The 23968-nt window shown below is 39.9% G+C and carries 18 protein-coding genes; 4 read left to right on the top strand and 14 right to left on the bottom strand.

Going from position 1 to position 23968, the window contains the following annotated elements:
- Positions 1-459: 459 nt before the first annotated feature.
- A complete protein-coding gene (locus tag CDZ94_RS17205; protein ID WP_096439155.1) occupies positions 460-2274 on the bottom strand; it encodes a LysM peptidoglycan-binding domain-containing protein in 1815 nt (604 codons plus the stop codon).
- A gap of 291 nt (positions 2275-2565) precedes the next feature.
- Here CDZ94_RS17205 and CDZ94_RS17200 point away from each other — a divergent pair, with 291 nt between their 5' ends.
- Positions 2566-3576 (top strand): NADP-dependent oxidoreductase, encoded by a 1011-nt coding sequence (locus CDZ94_RS17200; RefSeq protein WP_096439153.1) that lies wholly within the window; start codon positions 2566-2568, stop codon positions 3574-3576.
- A gap of 128 nt (positions 3577-3704) precedes the next feature.
- Here CDZ94_RS17200 and CDZ94_RS17195 read toward each other — a convergent pair whose 3' ends face one another.
- The 5 genes from CDZ94_RS17195 to CDZ94_RS17180 form a co-directional block, all read right to left on the bottom strand.
- Positions 3705-4688, bottom strand: coding sequence for a bile acid:sodium symporter family protein (locus tag CDZ94_RS17195; protein ID WP_096439151.1), 984 nt, complete (start codon positions 4686-4688; stop codon positions 3705-3707).
- A 4-nt stretch (positions 4689-4692) separates the two neighbouring features.
- Positions 4693-6084 carry an FAD-binding oxidoreductase gene (locus CDZ94_RS17190; protein WP_096439149.1) on the bottom strand — a complete coding sequence of 464 codons (1392 nt, stop codon included), beginning with the start codon at positions 6082-6084 and terminating at the stop codon, positions 4693-4695.
- Positions 6085-6406: 322 nt separating this feature from the next.
- Positions 6407-6541 carry a hypothetical protein gene (locus CDZ94_RS21880; protein WP_280951867.1) on the bottom strand — a complete coding sequence of 45 codons (135 nt, stop codon included), beginning with the start codon at positions 6539-6541 and terminating at the stop codon, positions 6407-6409.
- Positions 6542-6578: 37 nt separating this feature from the next.
- A complete protein-coding gene (locus CDZ94_RS17185; RefSeq protein WP_198520890.1) occupies positions 6579-7439 on the bottom strand; it encodes a permease in 861 nt (286 codons plus the stop codon).
- Positions 7440-7536: 97 nt separating this feature from the next.
- Complete coding sequence (locus tag CDZ94_RS17180; protein ID WP_096439145.1) at positions 7537-7863, bottom strand: ArsR/SmtB family transcription factor; 327 nt, start codon at positions 7861-7863, stop codon at positions 7537-7539.
- A 271-nt stretch (positions 7864-8134) separates the two neighbouring features.
- On the opposite strand from CDZ94_RS17180, the gene CDZ94_RS17175 reads away from it, so the two are divergent.
- Positions 8135-9814 (top strand): alpha/beta hydrolase, encoded by a 1680-nt coding sequence (locus CDZ94_RS17175; protein ID WP_096439143.1) that lies wholly within the window; start codon positions 8135-8137, stop codon positions 9812-9814.
- Positions 9815-9922: 108 nt separating this feature from the next.
- Here the strand turns inward: CDZ94_RS17175 and CDZ94_RS17170 are convergent, their stop codons facing one another.
- The 8 genes from CDZ94_RS17170 to CDZ94_RS17130 form a co-directional block, all read right to left on the bottom strand.
- Positions 9923-11752: a UbiD family decarboxylase gene (locus tag CDZ94_RS17170; protein ID WP_096439141.1), complete on the bottom strand. Its 1830-nt coding sequence runs from the start codon at positions 11750-11752 to the stop codon at positions 9923-9925.
- Between the two features lie 814 nt (positions 11753-12566).
- Positions 12567-13553, bottom strand: a complete 987-nt coding sequence (locus CDZ94_RS17160; RefSeq protein ID WP_096439138.1) for a zinc-dependent alcohol dehydrogenase family protein — start codon at positions 13551-13553, stop codon at positions 12567-12569.
- Positions 13554-13702: 149 nt separating this feature from the next.
- Positions 13703-14545 (bottom strand): nucleotidyltransferase, encoded by an 843-nt coding sequence (locus CDZ94_RS17155; RefSeq protein ID WP_096439136.1) that lies wholly within the window; start codon positions 14543-14545, stop codon positions 13703-13705.
- 402 nt (positions 14546-14947) lie between these two features.
- Complete coding sequence (locus CDZ94_RS17150) at positions 14948-16180, bottom strand: M20 family metallo-hydrolase (RefSeq protein WP_096439134.1); 1233 nt, start codon at positions 16178-16180, stop codon at positions 14948-14950.
- Positions 16181-16226: 46 nt separating this feature from the next.
- Entirely contained in the window at positions 16227-16937 is a 711-nt protein-coding gene (locus CDZ94_RS17145; protein WP_096439132.1) for a small-conductance mechanosensitive channel, read from the bottom strand.
- 22 nt (positions 16938-16959) lie between these two features.
- The gene (locus CDZ94_RS17140) at positions 16960-17667 is read right to left on the bottom strand and encodes a DUF5058 family protein (RefSeq protein ID WP_096439130.1); all 708 of its coding nucleotides are present in this window, start codon (positions 17665-17667) and stop codon (positions 16960-16962) included.
- A 55-nt stretch (positions 17668-17722) separates the two neighbouring features.
- Positions 17723-18901, bottom strand: coding sequence for a M20 metallopeptidase family protein (locus tag CDZ94_RS17135; protein ID WP_096439128.1), 1179 nt, complete (start codon positions 18899-18901; stop codon positions 17723-17725).
- A gap of 375 nt (positions 18902-19276) precedes the next feature.
- The gene (locus CDZ94_RS17130; RefSeq protein WP_096439126.1) at positions 19277-20731 is read right to left on the bottom strand and encodes an alanine/glycine:cation symporter family protein; all 1455 of its coding nucleotides are present in this window, start codon (positions 20729-20731) and stop codon (positions 19277-19279) included.
- 335 nt (positions 20732-21066) lie between these two features.
- Here CDZ94_RS17130 and CDZ94_RS17125 point away from each other — a divergent pair, with 335 nt between their 5' ends.
- Both CDZ94_RS17125 and ald read left to right on the top strand, forming a co-directional pair.
- A complete protein-coding gene (locus CDZ94_RS17125; RefSeq protein WP_096439124.1) occupies positions 21067-22317 on the top strand; it encodes a PucR family transcriptional regulator in 1251 nt (416 codons plus the stop codon).
- A gap of 111 nt (positions 22318-22428) precedes the next feature.
- Positions 22429-23559 carry an alanine dehydrogenase gene (gene ald / locus CDZ94_RS17120; RefSeq protein WP_096439122.1) on the top strand — a complete coding sequence of 377 codons (1131 nt, stop codon included), beginning with the start codon at positions 22429-22431 and terminating at the stop codon, positions 23557-23559.
- Positions 23560-23968 lie beyond the last annotated feature (409 nt).

Genomic DNA, 23968 nt, shown 5'->3' with positions numbered 1-23968 from the left:
ACACTCCAATACATAACTCATTTCGCTGTGGTTACGATTACAAATCGCCTTATAGTGCGTGTTCAAAAGAGCCGAGTAGGTCGAGGCGACGAGCAAGACGTCGTAGCCATCACTACGAGCTGTCTCGACGGATACTCTTCGTAGCTTCACTAGCAGAGGAAGAGACATATGTCAACGAACTTCCTCAGGATGGGGGACTCCTGCGTTCGCCGCAGGACGTAGTGATATTTAACAGGAGATCACATTCTACGACAGCTATTTTTAGCGGACTTTTTGAACATCCTCTTATGAAGTCTATCATGCCATCATGTAAATTTACATGCTAAATTTCGGCAAAATTCGCACCATTCTCTGTTTTCGTCTATAGTTTCCCTCCAAACTTGGGAGAGTAGTCTAGGGGCAAATGAGTGCAACAACCTTTACGACCTCCCCCAAAAAGCAAATCCCGAATTTCTAATGTTAATGAGAAAAGTTGAGAGTAGAAGTGATCTCATTAATATGCTGCTCATCTGCCCACAAAATAAAGTAATTGTACGCTGTACCTTGAATTTGTATAGGCTTCTGATACCTTACGATAACGGCTGCCTGTCTCAACATGTCTACAGGTTGGTCTGCAGAGGGGAAAATGTAGCATGCCTCCTCGTTTTCAATCTGAGTTTTAAAGACTTTGGGCATGGATCCGTAGGGCAATAAAGGGTGAAAGGCTTCTCTTTGGCATACCACATCGATGTGTTCACCTGCTGAAATCGCGGAAATTTGAAAAAAACCATCCCTTCCTTCGTACCTTTCATCGGTTACTTTTTTCCAGTGCGATGGATATTGAAAGCTCACGTTGTAAATCGGGTTGGTATAGGTTTCTCTCGACAAGTCACCAATCGGAGCTGGAGACCAGGTGAAAGACATGATTCTTACTCCTTCAATCAGCTGGATCGGAACGGGGTGATCTAAATCGACACTCCACATTTCGTGGGCAAAATCCTGTTCGGTACAACCGCTAAGATAAGCGATTTTTTCTCCATCTGATGACCAGGTTACGGGTGTCGCAAAACAATTAGAAAGCGCCCAAATCGTATCAGTCTCCCCTCGGCGCCCCACGGTTCTGATTTGCGAAAAATACCCTCTGTCTTCAAACGCGGTAGCGTTGTAGGCAATCTGCATCGAATCAGGCGACCATATCGGGAAATAATTTTTGGCAAGTGGCCCTCCTCTTATTTCAAAGACATTCCCTGTTTCGATTTCCACGGTGTGAATAATCGAGATACTAACACCTGGAGTTGTATATAGTGCAAACGTACCGTCCGGAGATAGCTGGGCATTGTTAAGCCGGCCTTCTGTATTGCTTGTTATTTGTTTTTTCCCAGTTCCGTCTGTTTGAATACGGTATAGCTGACTGAATCCTGATGCATCAGGCGCCTGATACAACAATTCTTCTCCGCTTGGAAACCATTGGACATCCGTTGCTCCCGGCTCCGCAATGCTTTCTGCTTGATGTGACACGACGTTATACAAGAGGATGTGATCTTGTTTCGTATAAGCGAGCCTTTCATTATCAGGCGACCAAGCAATTTCTGCTCCTTCTTCCAATTGGTCTATTTGGGCAATTGCACCGGTCATTACTTGAATCACATAAAGGACTCTGTTCTTACCTATGAAAGCAATTCTAGTGCTATCCTCTGACCATATCGGATTTGAAAACGAGTCAGCCAATTCATTGGTTAGCTGCACATTCACTCCGCTTCGGGGGTTATATAACCAAATATCGAAATCCCCGCCTCGATCTGAATTATAAGCAATTAAGCCTTGGTCACCAGGAGGCACGTAAGGTATCGTTAGCCTCATCCCAGGGAAAAGATCAGACGATGGAAGCTGGTTGACTTCACGAATGAGCTCATGATTAGGGCTTCCTTTCGTTGTTACATTAAATCGTCGAGCAATTTGATACAAAGTATCTCCAGGTTGAACTGTATAATAAGGCACGCCAGGTGGCACATTTAGCAGCTGGCCAGCATGAATGACATAAGGGGGCTGAAGCTGATTAGCTTCTATAATGACAGATATCGGCACCTGATAGGTTTGCGCAATCTGAAAGACTGAATCTCCCGGTTGTACACGGACGACATTAACTCCTAGTGGAATCGACAACTGCTGGCCCACAGTAATCGTGTATGGCGGATGCAAATTATTCGCAGCAATCAAGGAGTCAACCGGAAGTTCCCACCTCCTTGCAATCGCAAACAACGTATCACCCGGGCGAACCGTATAAAAAAACTGCACCGTTATCACTTTCCTTTTATTTGAAGTAAGTTCGGACAAAGATTATGGACCTCTGCCTATATACTATTCGTGTAGGGGTGGGAGGTTCGAAAAAGAAAAGAGGAAAATAGCCATTGATTGCTAGATGGTGCCTGACCCCCAGTACGTTAACGCGTTAACGTACCGGGGGTCAGGCACCTTTTTTATAGGTATCCCGAAACAGTTTTTTGTCTTTCCATAAGCAGATTCTTCGCGTTTACAGGTAAATAATCCCTATAATGAAAAGACATTATCTTAGAGGAGGGACTATCAATGACGACGATGCAACAAATTATGCTAGCGAAACGCCCTATAGGAACACCAACAAAAGAGAATTTTCGGTTTGTAGAAACAACGATCCCTGAACCAAAAGATGGCGAAGTGCTTATTCAGACCCTTTATGTCTCCGTTGACCCGTACATGAGAGGTCGTATGGAGGACGTTAAGTCTTATGTTGAACCATTCAAATTAAATGAAGTCCTTACGGGAGGAATCGTAGGAAAAATTACACGTTCTAAAGGGGACCACCTTAGTGAAGGAGATTATGTAATCGGCAATTTAGCGTGGCAGGAATATTCGATTGCTAAGGAAAGCCAGGTGAGAAAAATAGATGCGAACCTGGCTCCAATATCATCCTATTTGGGTGTTCTCGGAATGCCCGGTTTAACCGCGTATTTTGGAATGACAGAAATAGGAGACCCAAAAGAAAACGAAACGGTGGTCGTATCTGGTGCCGCAGGGGCTGTTGGGATGATCGCAGGCCAAATTGCAAAGCTTAAAGGGGCAAAAGTCGTTGGAATTGCTGGTTCTGATGAAAAAATTGACTACTTGAAAAACAAAGCCGGGTTTGACATGGCAATTAATTACAAAACAACTGATAACATTCACCAAGCTTTAAAGGATGCGTGCCCTGATGGAGTGGACGTGTATTTTGATAACGTGGGTGGTACTGTCTCTGAAGCTGTATACCCTCTACTGAACACCTTTGCACGAATACCACAGTGTGGAGCGATATCTTCTTATAATAAAACAGGCGACGATATTGGGCCGCGTATTCATACGTATTTAATTAAATCGCGTGTTCGTATTCAAGGGTTTATTGTAGGCGATTACGCTGATCAATTTCAAGAAGGAGCGCGCGAGCTCGGAAAGTGGCTTCAAGAAGGCAAGCTAACCTATGAAGAAACCATTAACGATGGTTTTGAAAATATTCCCGACTCATTTCTCGGACTATTTGCTGGAAACAATATTGGGAAGCAGTTGATTCGAGTAGGAGAGGAATAGAAGTAGAAAGTGACTTGTTTGAAGGAGAGACTCCAATAAGGTGGAGAAAACATTACAAATAACATAGAAAAACGAGTGCAAAACCGATTGGTTTTGCACTCGTTTTTTATTATTTAACCATGAGCAGATCAAATCTGAGCCTTGTTCTCACTTTCCGGCACTTCTGCGTTAAACGGCTGATCTAAGTTCACTTGTTTTTTTGACCAATAAGTAGCGAGGATCGGGCCGGAAATGTTATGCCAGACAGCCGCAACGGCACTAGGTAAAGCCGCTAATGGTCCAAAGTGAGCAGCGGCTAATGCTACCCCTAAACCTGAGTTTTGCATACCGACTTCAATCGAAATCGCTCTTCGATTACTTTCATCAAGCTTTAACGCAAGCGCTGTTAAGTAACCGATGAGCAATCCGAACGCGTTGTGAAGGGCTACAGCGGTAAAAATAAGCAGGCCTGCTGAAGCGATATTGCTTGCATTCCCCGCGACAACAGCAGATACAATGATGATAATGGCAAGAACCGAAATTAGCGGGATGACAGTGATGCTTTTTTCAACAACCCTCGGAAGGTATCTCCGGATGACAATACCTAATACGATCGGGATAATGATGACTTGAATAATCGACATAAACATTGACATCGGATCAACAGGGAGCCATTGACCTGCAAGCATTAGTAGAATAAAGGGTGTCGCAATCGGTGCTAATAATGTTGATAATGACGTCATCGCAATGGATAATGGCAAATTCCCTTTTGCGAGATACACCATGACGTTTGAAGCGGTACCACCTGGAACGGAACCGAGAAGAACGAGCCCCGCAGCTAATTCCGCTGGCAAATTTAATAGATAGGCAATCAAAAAAGCAACAAGCGGCATGATGATAAATTGGGCACAAACGCCAATGATAACTGGCAAAGGGTTCGTTAAGACGATTTTAAAATCAACCGCCTTTAACGTCAGCCCCATACCAAACATGACAACACCTAATAATATTGTGATATATCCTGATAACGTTAAAAAGGGATCCGGAGCCATAAAAGCAATCATAGCAATACCGATCACCCATACCGCAAAATATTTTCCAGCTATCGTACTGATCGCTTCTAACGTTTTCATGCAGTCACCCCCTGTTTTTCTGTTTAAAAATTTTATTTGGATTCAAAAGCATATCAGGATCGAGTGCTTGTTTGATCTTTTCCATCACAAGCAGTCCGTCTCCGTGCTCCTTCTCTTGATATTTCCGTTTCCCAACTCCGACACCATGCTCTCCAGTACACGTTCCACCACGTTCAAGTGCATACATCACAATTTTTTCATTAAAATCATCCGCTTTTTTCAGCTCATCTGAATCGTTCATATCAATCATCAAAAGGGCGTGAAAATTGCCGTCACCGACATGACCTACAATTCCTCCCGTTAGTGATAACGAGTCAAGTGCCTCTCTGGCATGTTCAATCGCGCCGGCTAACTCTGAGATCGGTAAACAAACATCGGTCACCATCAGCTTTTTCCCTGGATTTCCATGGACATAAGCGTAAGCTAAGTTATGACGCGCTTCCCACAATTGAGTTCGTGCAGCGTTATCGGTCTCAAAATCAATTTTTTCACAATGGTGATCTGCTACAATTTCGTTCATAAATTCAACGTCCTGCTTTAACCCGGCTTCATTCCCATGAAACTCTAAAAATAAAGTAGGTTGTTCCTTATAAGCTGTTTCACTATATACGTTTACTTGTTTCATTGAAGGTTCATCTACAAGTTCAACCCTTGCGATTGGGATACCGGCTTGTAAAATACTAACGACCGCTGCAACGGCATCATTCACCGTTGGAAAGGTCGCTCTAGCAGCCATAATATGTTCTGGAATACCGTAAACTCGCAGCGTCAATTCAGTAAAGCAGCCAAGCGTTCCTTCAGATCCAACAAAGAGACCGTTTAAATGATAGCCAGATGAAGACTTCTCCGCTAAATTACCCGTATGTATGACCGTTCCATCTGCAAGAACAACCTCCAAATCACGTACTTGGTCGCGCATCACTCCGTATTTGACGGAAGTTGTTCCACTAGCATTCGTTGCTGCCATTCCCCCAAGTGTGGCATCTGCTCCCGGGTCAACAGTGAAAAACAACCCGTATTTTTTCAGTTCTTTATTTAACTGAGAACGGGTGACCCCTGGTTGAACTCTCACAAGAAAGTCGCTTTCCTTGACCTCGATTATTTTATTCATGAGGGAAAAATCAATCGTAATTCCTTGGTCGTAAGGGATCACATGCCCTTCTAAGCTCGATCCCACTCCAAATGGGACAACCGGCACTTTGTTTTGTTCGGCTATTTTTATGGTGTTACTCACTTCTTCTGCCGTTGTCGGAAAAACAACAATATCCGGCAAACTAGAAGCATGATACGACTCATCTTTACTATGTTGCTCTAAAACCGTTTGATTGATCGTGACTTGTTTTTCCGGAAGAACACTCCGTAAAGCGGTAACCAATTTTTCGTTTGTTGAGATCATTTCATTCTCCCCTTACTCTTCATTGTTCGACCTACATTATAAAACTAGAATTTGCCCGACATTTTTCCCATTATAGTAAATAATCTGAAAACAGGCAATAATAATAATTTTTTACGAAAAGGATTCGTCATTTATCCAAAAAAAGCCCCCAAATTAATGAGAGCTTTTTCTTTCCTGGCAGCAAGCAGATGGCTGTTGAACTTCTTTTATTTCAATCTTACAGCACTTTGATTCCTTCTCGACCTTTTCCTTGCCCTTGAATTTACTCCATAATATTTTCACGATATTCCTTCACCTCCTTTTCTAAACTCGTTCAATGCTTTTATCCATTTTGATAGTATTTTCTTTCAAGCTCTTGCTGCTGTTCATTCACTTTTTCATCGATAAGAAGCTGCTTTATATACTGACTCCATCTAACACAGCACTTTCGTACCTTTCGTTCCTTTTGCAATAACACTTCGAGTAATTTGACTCCTATTTGGAATTCCTCCTATCTAGATAATGTAAAAGATAAAGCCTGATACGGTTGACATGCTTAGTACCGATACGACAAACGTAGCAATCAACTCCTTTTTGAATATCGATTTCAACAGTACAAGCTCTGGCAAACTCGCGCCTGCTGAACTGATCATCATCGCCATGACGGGGCCTAAAGCCATGCCATTGACGATAAGGATTTGAGAAATCGGAATCATGCTCGATAACCGAATGTAAAGCGGAATCCCCACGACCGCTGCCAATGGAATTAACCACCACGCATCGCTTCCAAAATAAGTGCTTATAAACTCTGCTGGAACAAGGCCATGAATGATTGCACCGATCGCTGCACCTAACAGTAGATAAGGGTAAACTGACTTCATGAGATCCCATGTTTCTTTCCAAGCATTTTTCCAAGAAAATCTCTTATCCGAACGCTCATACCCACTCATGACGACATTTTTCAAGGACTTTTCAAAGCCGAAATTTTCTAAAAGCAACCCTATCGTTAAGGAGAAAAACGCCGTGACTAAGGTATATAGTATCGTGACCTGCCATCCCATAATGACTGTCATAATCGTAAGAATCGTGGGGTCTAATACTGGAGAAGCAAATAAAAATACCATAACAACCCCAAACCTTACATTATTCTTAAGCAAATTTACGATTACTGGAATTGTCGAGCAGGAACAAAAGGGGGTAATAAAGGCAAATAGCAATGCTATCAAACCGCCAATCAATGGATGTGCTTTTTTAAGTCGTGCTTCAAGCTTTTCGTAAGGTATGTAAGCCTGAAGCAAATTTAATAGAAACGAAACTCCAATAAATAAAAGGGTTAACTGGGTAGCAATCGTTACAAAACTCTTAAACGCTTCCATCATGACAACATCACTCCTATTTGATCAATTTTTTTTGATGTAATAGATAAAAATAAATCAATTTTTTTTGATGTATTCGTGTAATGAAATCCCAGCTTTATTTAGCTGGGCGAAATAAGCAGCAGAGTTCTTCAGATAAAAGGTGGTCGATCACTTCATTATTAATTTTGTAATAATTCCATGTCCCTCTTTTTTCTTTTAAAATAATATCCGCATCCAATAATATTTTTAAATGATAAGACAGTTTTGATTGTGGAAGATCCAAAATATCGGTCAAGTCACAAACACACACGGACCCTTCTTTACACAATATTGAAAGGAGATGAAGACGCTTCTGGTCTGCCAACGCTTTAAACCTTTTTTCATATTCTGCAAAATCTGTGACTTCCGTCGTTCCATTTAAAGGAATGGTAAGCTTCACCATTAAACACCTCCTATAAATCAATTTTTTTTGATGTATTCATTATAAATCCACTTTTTACTAATTACAAGAAGTAAATCAATTTTTTTTGATTTATAAGATTAATTCATGTCCCTGCTGTTAAGAAATCACGAATACTCCGGAAAAAACTCTGTGTTTTGCTGTTGATAAATGGCGTAAATAACGAGTAATTATTTCACTTAAGAGGTAAATTAAAAATCAGAGGGATTTCACCCAAATGGTATCTGCATCATTATATTAAGGAGAAAACTACATGGAAAGCTCCCTAAATCCTCAAAAAAGAAAGCGACATCTTTTTTTCATAAAAGCATTAGTAGCTGCTAATGCTTTATCCATCGTTTTTGGGATCCTTTACTTCGTCACGAACGCCTCTCATTGGATGTGGAATTTATACGGAGTTATCCTTCTCATGACACTAATTGGGAACATGATAATCACTCTTTTTAAAAGCAAACACACAACCTTGGATTATCTCTATTTATTTCTAACAATTGTGGTCATGGTTATCGTTCCTATTATGAACAGAATGGTTTCGACCGATGTTACGAATATGACATCGCGCAGTCCCGTTACGATGTTCCTGATTTTTACCTTGCTCGTTTTTGGTGGCATTATCGCCATCTTAAAATGGCGATATCATAGAACGTCAGAGGGTTCCGCTTATCATGCCCATACCAAAAAGCTTACCTACACGAAAACTGTCATAAAGATTGGCATTATCATTTTATTAGGCATCATCATCATAATAGGGGTATATTTTTCTTATCAGCTAGTGATAGGTAAAAGTCGTAATTTGGTTGAACTATTCGGTCCACAGTATGCCTTATTTTTTAGCATTATATTTCTTGCCATAACTGCATTGATTTTAAAAATGTATTCCTACAAAAATAAACCATTCGTTAACTTTCTTGTGATCCTAATTGGCATAACGGTCTCAGTCATTTTAAGCTTACCGCTGTTAACAACGCCATTCACGATTCACAAGGCTGAATTCAGTTATTCAGAGGCTTTCGGTGAAGATCCGAACAATGTAATCCCAATTGAGGAACAAAGGCACTTTTCAGATACTCCCTTTTCGCTGCCAAATTACTTTTTTGGAACCGCTTCGGACGATTATCGTGTTGAACAAGATATTCTATACTATGAAGGAACTACGGGCGTTGACGAAGGGATTTTGCTTCATTTTGACGCCTATATGCCACCTGATAATCAAGATGATTTACCAGGAAACCATTCCGTGTTAATAAGAATCCACGGAGGAGGCTGGACGACGGGGGATAAAGGGGCCTCGAATAGTGCGCAGGTGAATAAATACTTTGCAAGTCAAGGGTACGTTGTCTTTGACGTTCAGTACGGGCTTAGTCATGAACAAAAGCTTTTTGAGTTTTCCAAAGTCCCTGAAAATGTTGTGGGCGGTTTTTCAATTGATGACATGGTTCGTCACATCGGTTTATTCACCGACTATTTAGTTGAGCATTGTTCTGATTATGAAGCTAATTTAGATTCAGTGTTTGTGTCCGGAGGTTCGGCAGGTGGACAATTAGCGAATGCTGTTGGACTAGGGTTAGCAAGCGGCCAATATGATGACTTAAATCCACAACTTAATGTTCGAGGAATCATTCCCATTTATCCAGCAAACGGATTAGCACCAAAAGTTAACGTAGAGGGAACGAACGAGTTAACGGATCCATCTCTTTTAGTGACAGAAGATAGCCCACCAGCTTTAATATACCAAGGAACACACGATGGCCTTGTCGATCAATCCGTTTCAGTAAAGTTCGATCAAACTTATGATGAAAAAGGCAAATCAAATTCAGCCTTAATCTTGATGCCATTTGCCGGGCATTCCAGTAATTCGTATTTTCCAGGCTACTATAACCAAGTATTTATTTACTATATGGAGCGTTTTATGTATCAGTTTAGTGCAGGGTGAAATCATGATATATTCAAGTTTTTCCTGATAAAAGAAAACTTTCTCTTATTAAAAACAGACCACTAACACGAATGCAGTGGTCTGTTTTAATTATGTTTTTCCCTTCAACTATATCTTTACTTCAGCTAAACTTGCCCCTTTGACAAATAACCGCTCTATATTCTTTTCAACAGTTGGGTCAGGGACTAACGGCGGTGCGTGATGTGATTTAATCCGGGCATCGATTATGAGATTATCACAAGCCCAATGCTTGTTCTCATAATAGCTATTCACACCATAGATGTCATGCGATGGATTACTGCGCGTGAATGTAGCCCAGAGAAAATTCTTAGTTGTTTCACTCATAAATGAACTGTCATCACTTACAATAATCATCGGACAGGTTGGGAGCTCGCCCTTTGCTCGAATCGCTTCACTAAGGCTTTGTAAATCCTTTTGCGCGTCAGTGTAACTTGTAAATTCAGGTCCTTGCACAACAACAACGCCCGGCATAACCAACTGTGCATTTTTAAAGCTTCCTAACTCCTTCAACTCGTTCGGGACTTCTGTGCATAACTCTCGTTTTTTATCGCCATAAGCTGCAAAGACCACTTTGCTTCCACGGTTTAGTCCGTCACCTGAATAATCGAGCGTATCCATGGTCGTATTTGTATAAAAATGAAGATCACGACGGAGGTCGATCCGCTCTAAAATATAAGTTAGAAAATCTTCTTCATGATGTGTATTTAATGACTTTTCCTCTTCTGCAGTAATAAATAAATATTTGGCTAAGCTTAATTGTCCTGTTCCTAAAATTCGGTTAGCAATCGTAAGCATCTCAGCCGGTTGCTTGACTTGTTGATAAGGTGTGTACCGCTCGCTACCAATCGCAAAAAGTAAAGGATGCACTCCCGCAGCATCAACAGCATGGACTTCTTTTACACCTGGGATTTCTTGTTTAACCGCATCACCTGTTATCTCATGGATGAGCTCGCCGAACGACGTATCTTCTTGGGGAGGACGGCCAACAACCGTAAACGGCAAAATAGCATTTGGCTTAGCATATACTTTATGAACTTTCATGGCTGGAAAGTCATGAGTAAGGCTGTAATAACCTAAATGATCACCAAAAGGTCCCTCCGGTTTTGTTTCGTCAGGATGGATTTCTCCAGTAATAACAAAATCCGCATCATTACTAATACAGTAGCCATCAATATAGCTGTAACGAAAGCGTCGTCCTGCAAGTAAGCCGGCAAATGTCATCTCGCTCAAACCTTCTGGCAGCGGCATGACAGCTGATAATGTGTGAGAAGGATGTCCGCCTATAAAAATACTTACCTTTAGAGGTTCGCCTTTCTTATTCGCTTTGTCTTGATGAACGCCGATTCCACGATGAATTTGATAATGCAAACCGACATCTTGATTCAAATCGTATTCATTTCCACTAAGCTGAACACGGTACATCCCCAAATTCGAATTTATAATCCCGGGCTTGTCCGGATCTTCCGTATACACTTGCGGTAACGTAACAAAAGCGCCGCCATCCATTGGCCAGTGTTGAATTAACGGAAGGTCAGATATGTTAATTTCTTGTGTGGCTACAGGGGAACGTCCACTTTTTAAAGGTAAAGCTGACAATGCCGATAATCCCGTTTTAAGATTTTTAAAAGGATTTTTTAACGCTTTAGCGGGATCGTTTCGTACAGCCATGACATTCTCGACGGATTTCCACGTATTGCGGAAAATAAATTTGCTACGTTCAATTGTACCAAAAAGGTTCGATACCGCCCGAAACTTCGAACCTTTTACATTTTCAAATAGTAACGCAGGACCGCCAGCCTCATAAACCTTTAAGTGAATCGCAGCCATCTCAAGATAAGGATCCACTTCTTCTCGAATACGAACTAAATGGCCATGCTTTTCTAAATCATTTACACAGTCCTCTAAATTTCGATACATCCTTGAATTGCTCCAATCTCTCTAAATGTCGGTGTATTTTAGTATAGTTTAAATGGTTCCAATACTCGTCCTTATTCCATTTTATCTCACTTTAATATTGGCATAAATGGTGTTGAAAGAGAAGTATAAGCTCTTCTTTTATGTTCAAAAGTAATCCCGGAATCAAAAAAAGGAGGTGTTCATAATAGTAGGTTTCGTTCTCTATTGTAAAAATCAAAGGTAGCACAATGAAACTAACCGCATAGCGGTATTTATTAAGATCCGCATTTGCTTCCGTTTGTAAGGTGCAAAACGGTAAATCACAAGCCCATCCACATAGGGAATCACAACTGGTTTCACAGTATATCTCACATTAAAAAGGCTTAGAGAAAGAAGTATTCTCTAAGCCTTTTGGGCGCAAAGTACAGGGTTAACTCACCGATTTTTTTCTACAATAAATTATTCCGCATGGCAAATCCATCCCATGATGTTTTTTGTAATACCGAGTATAGGCATCATGTACAATTTCAACGGATTTTTGAAGAGCAATACGATCCACTTCTATTAGAAACGGGTCATTCTTTTTCAATTCCCGAACGGCTTTAATAGATAAGTTTTTGTTGAAAAATTCACCTTTCCAATTATTTTGAGGGAAGTTGACCGTTTTGCACCAACTCGCTGACGATGTACCAATAGGAATTCCCTTTTATTTAGGAATAAAATGCAAGGAAGTTTTAAGAATTCTCCCCGTTGAACAAGAACAACGACAGCTTATTGAGCTATCGCTACTATTGTTATGCACTCCGCTTGTTGAATACGAATTAAAGTTAATTAATCAACTTGTTAAAAACACTTTTCCTTTAGTTTTTTTTATTTCAACAACATTTACTGCTTCTCTTACGTTTAATAAGTCAAATTTAGAATCTATCTCCATCAAACGCAATTGTTTATCATTTATCAATGTTATAAGGTGATTAAAGGTCTTCTGCCATTTATCTATTGATACATTTTTATTCCAATTCCGCAAATGAAACATGTTAGCATTTACTTTTGCCTTATTAATAATTTCTGCCCAATTTACCTGTACCCCCGATAAAAGACCGATTGTTAAAAATTTGCCGTTTGGACGTACACCAAAAGCCAAATCATTACCAGATGAACCTCCAACAGAATCAATAGCTGCATTAGCACCTAGTCCATTTGTTAATTCCATAACTGTTTCATGTAATGATTTTTCTGTTGTATTAATAACAGAAGACGCACCAAGTTGAAGTAAATCTCCTGTATGTTTAATATTTCTAGTCACTGCAATCAGCCGAAAACCAATAACCTTTGATAATTGAGCAAAAACACGTCCAATAGATGAGCCACACGCATTAACCAATAAAACATCATTCATTCTTAATTTCAATACTTCTGTACATACAACCCAAGCTGTAATTGGATTGATATACATTTGCGAAGCCGTAAAATCATCAATAGATTTCGGTATCGGAACTGCTAATTCTGCTGATGTCTTAACGTATTCTTGCCATGTTCCATCCCCACGCAAAGGTAAAACACGTTTACCAATAAAACTATGAGAAACGGAAGCCCCTACATCTTCTACAATTCCGACACCTTCATAACCAGGAATACGAGGTAAAGAAATGCGTTGAGAATAAGACCCTTTAATCGGTATTAAATCTGATGGATTTATAGGACGTGCTAACATCCGAACAAGGATTTCATTACTCTTTGGAGGTTCAACTTCTTTATTTTCAACTTTTAATACATCTTGAGGACTTCCAAAATCATGAAGTTTTATACATTTTGCATCCAAAGAATAAGTCCTCCTTTACAAAAAAATTTTTATATCATCTTCTACTCTTTGCTTCGTTAGCACAAGAAGGAACTCCTGAACCATACTATCTCCAACTCTTGCTAACCCGTTACTTTAAGTAGAAATCTTCACAATCAGAAACAGATTTTCTATAAATTCATATTACTGACTTTTTTAGGGTTGTGAACTTGCAACCACTTTTCAGACTCACTTACCATCCAACCTCCCATATCATCTAAAAAATCTTTTATTTCATTTGCATTTTCTATGGGGTTAATAGCATATTTAACTGCTTGTTTCATTTCAGATTCCTTCTCTGGATAATATTTAGAAAATATCTCAAATGCTGGGAATAAGTCTCTTGTATATTTATTTTCTTTCTCTATCACAAGTGCAAGCCCCGCCCTAACTATAATTTTCATAATCCATCCGCAACAATCCAAAATATCTTCAATATCGTCATTATCATAAAGGTCTTCTTTTGCTCGTTCAATTTGATTCCTTAGGTTGACAAGATGTTCGTTGCCAAGTGTTTTATCTGCTTTATAATTAGGTAAATGCACGTTTAAATCTTCCCCAAATACACATACACTATGGGTCTTAATCATAAACGGTATGATTGAAAAATTAACGGTTTCTAAAACATCTTCAATGTAATAGAAACTAAATTCCACTCCATTTACACAATTGTATTTACTATTCAATTCTTGTTCAGCCTTGTCTGCCCATTTCAAGTCTATGTCATTAGTCTCTTTATTCGTAATGGCTATTGTATCTAAGTCTGAAACGCTATTTATACCCAATCCACGAGGAACTGATCCCCTTATATATACGCTATGTAAGTCTAACCCCAAATGAGTTTGATAATATTCTGTTACCTCTTCTACCATCGCGAAAAATTCAGGTTGAATCTTCTTTAAACTTGAATCATTTAGTATATATCCATTATCATCCGTCAGACAAAAACGTCCTATATTTTTAATATGAGTCAACGTACTCTCCTTTTGTTTTATTCAGAGACCTCCCCTTCTATAAGTACATCTTTAAACAAGCTCTGTATTTTCTCTAATACCATTTAACATAAATAGCCAATATCTTTGTTTATCATAACAATTCACATATTAAGTCGCAGAAAACTCACAAGATGGAATTATTTATTTCCATTCCTAAGTAAAGGGGTGTGATATGTAATGCGATTTTATTGATAATATACAGATAACCCTTGATATAACCGTAAAAAGCGCATGTGAAATGTGAAAATCCATGCGTATTGGCTTATGTATGACTTGTTTGCACCTCTGAAGTAAACCCGTTAGCTTTTCGCACAAATGTTTTGATCAGCTACTTTGTGTGAACATAGCCAACATAGACCATGGTTATGATTAAACTTCTTTTCATTTCATCATTTTCAAAACAGTGCCATATAGAACGTCCGCACCTATAGCTAAATCCTCGTACGATGCATATTCAGCTGGGTTATGACTAATGCCATCTTTGCACCTGACAAAGATCATTCCATAGTCACATGTATTTGAGATAATTAAAGCATCATGGAAGGCACCACTCATCATTTCAGGAGCATGGAGACCGGCTTGTTGACATTCTTTGCGAATCGCGTCTTTAATCCATTCATCACAAAAACTGGGTTCACTATTTTGATCTTCTAATATTTCATAAGACAGTTGGTGTTTTTCAGCAACATTTGCAACACATTCTCTTAGCTGGTTTTCATAATGATTCCGGCGCTCTAGATCAATATCCCGTAAGTCTATTGTAAACACGACTTCTTCTGGAATACTATTACGCGAATCAGGGAAAACACTTAGTGAACCTACCGTGCCAACTGTTGATCCCTGAGGATCCTGCTTCATGATTTCATGAAATAAAGCTACAATTTCTGATGCACCAACAAGCGCATCCTGACGCATCGTCATCGGTACAGTTCCCGCATGTCCTGAATACCCCTTTATTTTTACAGTTAGCCATAATGGGCCTGCAATTCCGGTTACAATACCAACGGGCTGATTCTTTTCTTGTAATAAAGGGCCTTGTTCGATATGAAGCTCTAGAAAGGAATGAATACTACCATGAGGATAAATCGATTCAAATGATCGATCCGGATCACACCCAAAGTGACGTAATGCTTGTTCTCTTGTGACACCGTCTTTATCTTTATTCAAAAGCTCTCCTTCATCTAACATTCCTAGGATTCCTCTAGAACCGAAAAGCCCCTTGCCAAAACGCCAACCTTCTTCATCACAAAAGGAGACAACTTCAATAGGACGATCAGGAACAAACTCATTTTCAGTTAATGTCGCTACAGCTTCAATCCCACTAAGTACACCAGCTACACCATCGAACCTCCCACCATAGGGCTGTGAATCTAAGTGGGAACCAACCATTAATACAGGTGCATTGGGGTCTTTTCCTTCCTTACGTCCTATTAAATTACCAAAATGATCAATCCGACACTTCATCCCTGCTTCTTCCATCCAAGTAAACACGAGTTCAAATGCTTCCTTCTCAACAGTTGATAAGGTGGGGCGACATACTCCTGTATCTCCAAGCTTACCTATTTGACTTAGTTCTTCAAAATGATTTTTAAGACGATCTTCATTAATTCGCATGTTGACCTCCCTATGTATACCCTCTATAGATTTTTTTCTGTGAAACCTATTCATGTCTCGCCTTTGATTCTTTTAATTTTTCAAGGTAGAGACAAACAGCAACCGTACTAACTACACACAAAACAATTTTTATCAAACTATAAATAGGGGCAAATAAGATAGCCATACCTAAAGTGATAGCAATTAACCCATATAAAGGTTTCTTAAGAGCAAACTGTCCCAGAACGCCTCCATAAATAGCTGGAAGTATTAAATTTAGTGCTTGTTCAACAGGTTCCGGGAGAATCATAATAATATAGGAACCACTGAAAACAACTGCGATAATGACTAAAATATTAACTAACGAAGCAGCAGTTATCCCCAAGGTTCCAGCAATTTCAGCCTTCCTGGACCCTGGTTCAGCACCAACGGATTCTTGAGCAGATGCAGAACAAGGTAGACACATATTCGCAATGTTTCCAGTTAAAAAGGCCAGATACGTTCCGGAACGTCCCAAAGTTGGATAAAACGTAATAGGTTCTAAAAACCACATAATTCCGATAAAGGATGCATATCCAATGAGTCCGCCAATAATCGCTCCCCAGCCAGGATGCGCATCCAAAATAAAAGAAAAGTATAACGGTGGCAATAAAGATGCAACGACTACCATCCAAAGCGTTAATCGTCCCCAAAAGTGCGATTTATCATGAAAGGTTTCCATACTGGATGACTGTTCTTCATCAACTCCTGTTGATTCCACTTCTTTTCGTACTGACATTCAACAATCCCTCCTTGCCTCTTTAAAATAATGTTGTAAAATGGCCTATGGTCATACCGATAATTAACGCAATACCTAACGCCCATTCAGATAACCACTTGATCCCTTTTTTATTCGCAAAGGTTAATAACGCCATCATAGATAATCCCGAAACAATGGCAGCAATGGCATGACTATATCCTTGAACCATTTGTTGACTGGCTAGATAAGCGAAGGCACCTAACATCGCCGCTGTGGAGATAATAACCATTATTTTAGGATTTTTCTTTACAACTTTTGTTTGAGTGTTACCGAGTGATTTTGTAAATAAAGCAGCAAAAATTAACCACCCTGTTCCACCAAGACACATCGTCCAAACAACTGTTGTAAAGGCTTGGAGATTAAAGCCATCTGCCCCCAATTCAGTCCCAAAAGCATTTGCACCGACCCCTGCGGCCGTTAATTCCGTTGGTGCTGATCCTATAATGCCAATTCTCATTAGCGTAAAAGGAGCACCAAGGATAGTAATTAAGGAAATAATAACAATCGCAATTCCGAAAGAAGGCCCTAAACTACTAATGACGCCGGTTCGAAAAGCTCTCTTTGTCTCTTCAGAAGACATTCCAATCTCAGGAGCCGTTTTAACAGAGACAATGAGAAATATAATCGCCTGAAAAATAACGATCGCTACAACGATTGCAGCAAAAATCCATACCGGTAAACTTTGGGCTGCTTGCAAAACTTCATCCAACGTTCTTCCCCCTCAATACATGTAAATGTTTGTGCGGACATTCACTTTAGTTACTTCATTCTTCTCCAAGATAATCAAAAACGGCTGAAACGAATAACTTTCCAATGTCCACCATCGATTGTTCATCTACATTAAACTTAGGATTATGATGCGGGTACGCCTCTCCCAAAGTATTGTTTCCTCCGCCAACCCAAAAGAACGTACCAGGAACTTTTTGTACATAATACGCAAAATCCTCCATCCCCATTTGAGGGTTCATTTGGAGTACCTTTTCCTCTCCGAACAAGTTTTTTGCAATGGTTTCGATCCTTTTTGTCTCTAATGAATCATTCTTTACTGCTGGGTACCCTCGAACATAGTTAAAGGTAGCCTCCGCTCCACTTCCTTTGCACGTAGACACCACAATTTCTTCCATTAAAGATTCGATCATGTCCCGAACATCTTCATCAAAAGTTCGAACGGTTCCGGTGATCCTAGCTTTATCAGGGATGACATTAAACCCTGTCCCACTATTAAATGCAGCAACAGAAACGACTGCGGGTTTTAGTGGGTCCACTTTACGACTAACAATCTGTTGCAAGTTAACAATCGTCTGGCTCCCTAAAACAATAGGGTCTACAGTCAAATGCGGAGTTGCCGCGTGCCCACCAATTCCAGAAATTTCAATTTCGAAAGTATCCCCGCATGCCATCATATCTCCTTCTCTTACACCAACACTCCCAAGTGGATGAATAGAGGAAACATGAGCTCCATAAACAACATCAACACCATCCAAACAGCCATCCTCGATCATAAACTTAGCTCCTCCAGGTATGACTTCTTCGGCAAATTGGTGAATAAATACAACATTCCCTTTAATATCATCCCTCACTTCAGAGAGTGCTTTAGCTACACCTAATAAAGCAGACGTGTGAATATCATGGCCACATGCGTGCATCACTCCTGGAACACGAGACTTATATTCAACATCATTTTCTTCCTGAATCGGCAAAGCATCAAAGTCCGCACGTAATGCGACTGTTTTTCCCGGCTTGCCACCTTTTAAATACCCTACTACTCCTTTTTCACCAACCCCGGTTCTAACCTCTAATCCCAAGTTTGATAGAAATTCAGCAATTTTTTTCGGCGTGTTCACCTCTTGGTGTGAAAGTTCAGGGTACATGTGGAGATCTCTTCTGAATTCCACCATCTCTGGATAAACTTCTTCTAACCTAGTAAATAAATTTTTTACCATATACAATTGCTCCTCTCAATCTCGAAATGACCTAAGTAAGCTTTTTTAAAAAGGTTGTTTCTCAAAAACACAGACACGGATCACAACTGTTTCTTAAAACCTTTTTTCTATCTTAGTAATAACCCCCAACGAAGTCAATGTATTTAGAATGTTTTAAAAATTTAACTGTCTTATACGAGAAGCGTGAAAGTAGCTGTCTGTCTTTTTTTAGTTTCTTATCTTTTCAAGAAAACTCGCATTACCGCCAAGCACTAGTTTCCTTTAGAGAAATTAAACTTCGTAAAGTATAAAAAAACTGAGCACCTTTGACGATGCTCAGTTCATTGTTCTAGAGTTATTCATTTCTTTACCAGGTTCCGCATTAAAATAGCCAGCTTAACTTGCTTTTTTGATCGCCTTATCTGCTGCTTGGTAGTGATTGTTAAAGTAGTCATTTGTTTCTCGAACGACCACTTTACTTAATAAGATAAGGGCAACTAAGTTCGGGATCATCATTAATGCATTGGCCATATCAGCGAAAGCCCAAATCGTTGTTAAATTGGCTACGGCACCAATTGCACAGGCCGCAATGTAAATGGCGCGATACCCTGAAATCCCCTTGGTTCCAGCGATATACTCGAAGCATTTTTCTCCGTAGACATACCAACCAACAATCGTTGAGAAACCAAAGAAAATAACTGAAAAGGCAACGATATATTCACCAACACCACCTAAAACTGATGCGAATGCTGCCCCGGTTAATGCGCCGCCTTCCAAGCCTGCTTCGTGAGTGACTCCTGAGAGTTGACCACCAGTTGGATCCCAAAAACCTGTAATAACAAGGACTAGCCCGGTCATCGTACAGACAATGATCGTAACAATAAACGTTCCTGTCATCGCTACAAGTGCTTGTTTAACAGGATGATCTGTTTTGGCATTCCCTGCAATCAGTGCAGCTGTACCTAAACCAGCTTCGTTTGAGAAAATTCCACGAGCAACACCGTTTCGGATCGCTTCAGATACAAGGACTCCAACGAACCCGCCTGTTGCGGCAACGGGATTAAATGCATAATGGAAAATCAATTGAAAAGCAGGAATAATTTGATCAAAGTTAATAGCTAAAATGAGTAGTGATCCTAAGATATAAAATACCGCCATAATCGGTACGAAAAAGCCCGCTACAGCACTAATACGTTGTAAACCACCAAAAATAATTAAGGCAGCTAATGCAGAAAGGACAATGGCGGTCGTGATATTATTAACGCCAAAAGACGTTTCCATCACGCCGGCAATCGTATTGGATTGGACACTGTTTCCAATCCCTAATGCTGCAAAGGCACCAAAAATAGCAAATGCAATGGCTAACCATTTAAACTTCTTTCCTAAGCCGCGTTCAACGTAATACATTGGCCCACTGGAATATTCACCTTTTGCATTTTTTACACGATATTTCATGGCCAATAGAGCCTCGGCATATTTCGTTGCCATCCCTAATAGACCTACAATCCACATCCAAAAAATCGCTCCCGGACCACCTAACGTAATGGCTGTTGCTACTCCGGCAATATTACCATTTCCAATCGTTCCAGCTAGAGCGGTCATTAGCGCTTTAAAATTACTGACATCGCCTTCATCTTTTGAGTCGCTTTTGCCTTCTTTCGTAAAAGCAAGCTTAAAGGCGTAGAGTAATCGTCTAAACTGAAGGCCCCTTAACATAACAGTTAACAGTAGGCCTGTCCCGAATAGTAAAATTAAACTCGGTGTTCCCCATAAAACACCATTAATTCTGTCTAATATAGATAGTAAATCCAAAAAAAATCCCCCTTTGGATGATAACGCTTTCAAAGGCATAGCGTCATTTTAACATTTATGAAAACAATTATAGTTGTGAAATTATCCAAATATAATATATCACGTTTGTCAAAGAAAACAAATGACTAAAGAATTCCAAAGAGTAGTGAAATACAATTATTTTCAAATAATGACCTCTAACTAAAAAAGTGAGAATTAATTGAAAACTTCACGTTATCCAAAGAGGTGATTTTGCCTAAAAACATGTCAATGACAAAGTTCTTTCCTATATACTTGTCTATTAGCTGTATTTAAGAATAGAATATATGTAGGTATTTAATGACGAATGGTCACGCCGGTGCGCCAGAATTTTTCAAATCTAGAGGGGTTTTTTTATGAACGACAACACCTTAAATAAGAATCCTTTTCAAGGGTCTTTTGGAAGTTTAGAGAATTTAGTCGACAAAATCAGTGATGTGTTGAAATGTCCTGTCACAATAGAGGATGCTAACCACCGCCTGTTAGCCTATAGTTCTCATGATGAACGAACGGATTCTGCAAGAATTGCGACCATTATGGGAAGGAGAGTACCCGAAAAAGTTATCAATAGTTTGTGGAGAGACGGCATTATGCCAAAGCTCATTCAGAGTGAAGAGCCTGTACGTATTTCAGAAATAACCGAAGTCGGGCTTGGTGATCGAATCGCGATCACCATTCGAAGGAAAAATGAAATTTTAGGCTATATTTGGGCACTTGAAATCGATAATCACCTGTTAGATGAAGAGTTAGCGCTGTTAAAAAAGGCTGCTCAAGCTGCGAAAAACCAATTGTTACAGCTTAAAGGACGCAAACTAAAGCGGGAAAAAGGGCATCAGGAGTTCTTTTGGCAGCTTCTCACGGGCCACCTAAAATCGCATGAAGAAATTAATGAAAGCTTTGAACAGTTAAATATTCGCGCTCCTTTTCCGGTCTCCGTTATTGTCTTCCAATTTCAACATGACATTAACCCGAAAATCGAGCGGTATATTTCCTATATGATTACAACCACTCAAAAACTAAGTGTCACCTTTCACGTGATCGATGGCAACGAATTAATTTTACTATGTTCACCTCCCCCAATGACAAAAGGAAAGCTAGATGCATCTGAGTTTATCGACGATTTTATTACTCAAATGAATCATCGGTTTAATATTAGTCAAATCCAGGGTAGTTGCGGCAATATCTATGAAAATTATCAAAGGATTGAAGCGAGCTACCAAGAGGCACTCACTGTTTTACAGGTCAAGAATCAATTCCCTAAAGAGGTAGGCGACACGAATAGCTATCAGCAATTAGGAATTTACCGGTACCTCGATGTCCTTCTTCAAAAGAATGAGGAGGATGGTTATGAAAACACGTCGCTGCAAAAACTAACCGACTACGACACCCTTCACAAAACACAACTATTAGCGACCCTTGAAGTGTTTTTAAATAAAGATAATGTCAATGAGGCAGCTAAAGAGTTGAATGTCCATAATAATACGTTAAATTATCGACTCAAACGCATCTCAGATGTAGGGGATATCAACTTAAGAAGCCCGAATGAAAAAATGACGTTGTATTTGGATATCAAACTTAATAAATTAAAAAAGAACGGCCGTTTGTAGATTTTCACAAAAGGCCTCTTTTTTTTTCTCTTTTCCAAACAAAGCAAAGAGGGTTTTTAATGCTTATACTCTGATTAACAGAGGATTATTTTTTTGGAGGAGGAATTTATCATGATTATCGGAGTCCCAAAAGAAATTAAAAATAACGAAAATCGGATTGCGCTCACACCAGCAGGCGTTGACGCATTAGTTAAAGTCGGACATCACGTTTACATTGAAACTAGCGCTGGAATTGGAAGCGGTTTCGAGGATACGGACTACGTTGATGCGGGAGCAAAAATCGTTGATACAGCTGCGGATGCTTGGTCTGCTGAAATGGTTATGAAAGTTAAAGAGCCACTACCAGAAGAGTATGACTACTTCCGTGAAGGTCTTATTTTATTTACGTATTTACACTTAGCCGCCGAACCGGCACTTGCCAAAGCGTTAACTGAAAAAGGCGTAACAGCGATTGCTTACGAAACGGTTGAAGTCAACCGTACACTGCCACTCCTTACACCAATGAGTGAAGTTGCCGGTCGTATGTCAACGCAAATCGGCGCACAGTTTTTACAAAAATCCAACGGTGGAAAAGGCGTTCTCTTAGCCGGAGTTCCTGGTGTTCAACGTGGAAAAGTCACAGTCATTGGTGGCGGAGTTGTCGGTACTAACGCAGCAAAAATCGCGATGGGACTCGGTGCGAATGTCACGATCATTGACCTAAACCCTGAACGCCTTCGCGAACTAGATGATATTTTCGGTAACGAAATCCAAACGTTAATGTCCAATCCATTAAATATCGCTCAAGCGGTTGCAGAGTCTGATTTAGTCATTGGTGCCGTATTAATCCCAGGAGCAAAAGCACCAAAGCTCGTAACAGAAGACATGATTAAAGCGATGACACCAGGATCTGTCATTGTCGACGTTGCCATTGACCAAGGCGGTATTTTTGAAACGGTTGACCGCATTACCACTCATGACAACCCAACGTATGATAAACATGGTGTTGTGCACTATGCTGTGGCAAATATGCCTGGCGCGGTGCCAAGAACGTCTACAATTGCGCTTACAAACGTGACGGTACCGTATGCATTGCAAATTGCAAATAAAGGTGTCGAAAAAGCCGTTACTGATAACACTCACCTTAAACTAGGTGTCAACACTGTTGCGGGTCATCTTACGTATGAAGCAGTCGCCAAAGATCTTGGTTATGAGTACGTTTCTGTTGAGCAAGCGTTTGAAAAAATGAGCATGAATGTGTAAGAAAAACTGCTTAGCGGTCTTTAAAGTCTCAAGGATGCATTTCCCTTGAGACGAGCGGCGTGAAGATAGCTGTCCGCTTATACTTTTTAAAAAAGACGATCCCCTCAAGAAATGATTCTGAGGGGATTTTTTTCTTAAGGAATGCTGTTTTTTATTGATTGTTGCTATTTGAGTGTTCTTTTGGCTCAAGTAGCAACAATCAATAAAAAAAGTGCCTTGATGTTGAAATAAATCACTTTTGTGTTGAATTAACTTTCTTTGATGTAGAATAAGATGGCTTTTGTGTAGAGAAATGCCTGTTTTATGTACGATTGTTCCTAATAAAAACCAATCTACTATTGTTGCTGTTTGAGTGTTCTATTGCCTCAAGTAGCAAAATCATAAAAAAAAGTGCCTTGATGTTGAAATA

It is taken from the genome of Alteribacter populi, from assembly GCF_002352765.1.
GTDB classification, from domain to species: domain Bacteria; phylum Bacillota; class Bacilli; order Bacillales; family Salisediminibacteriaceae; genus Alteribacter; species Alteribacter populi.
The sequence above is the reverse complement of the archived record's forward strand: the minus strand, read 5'-3'. Positions and strand labels throughout refer to the sequence as shown.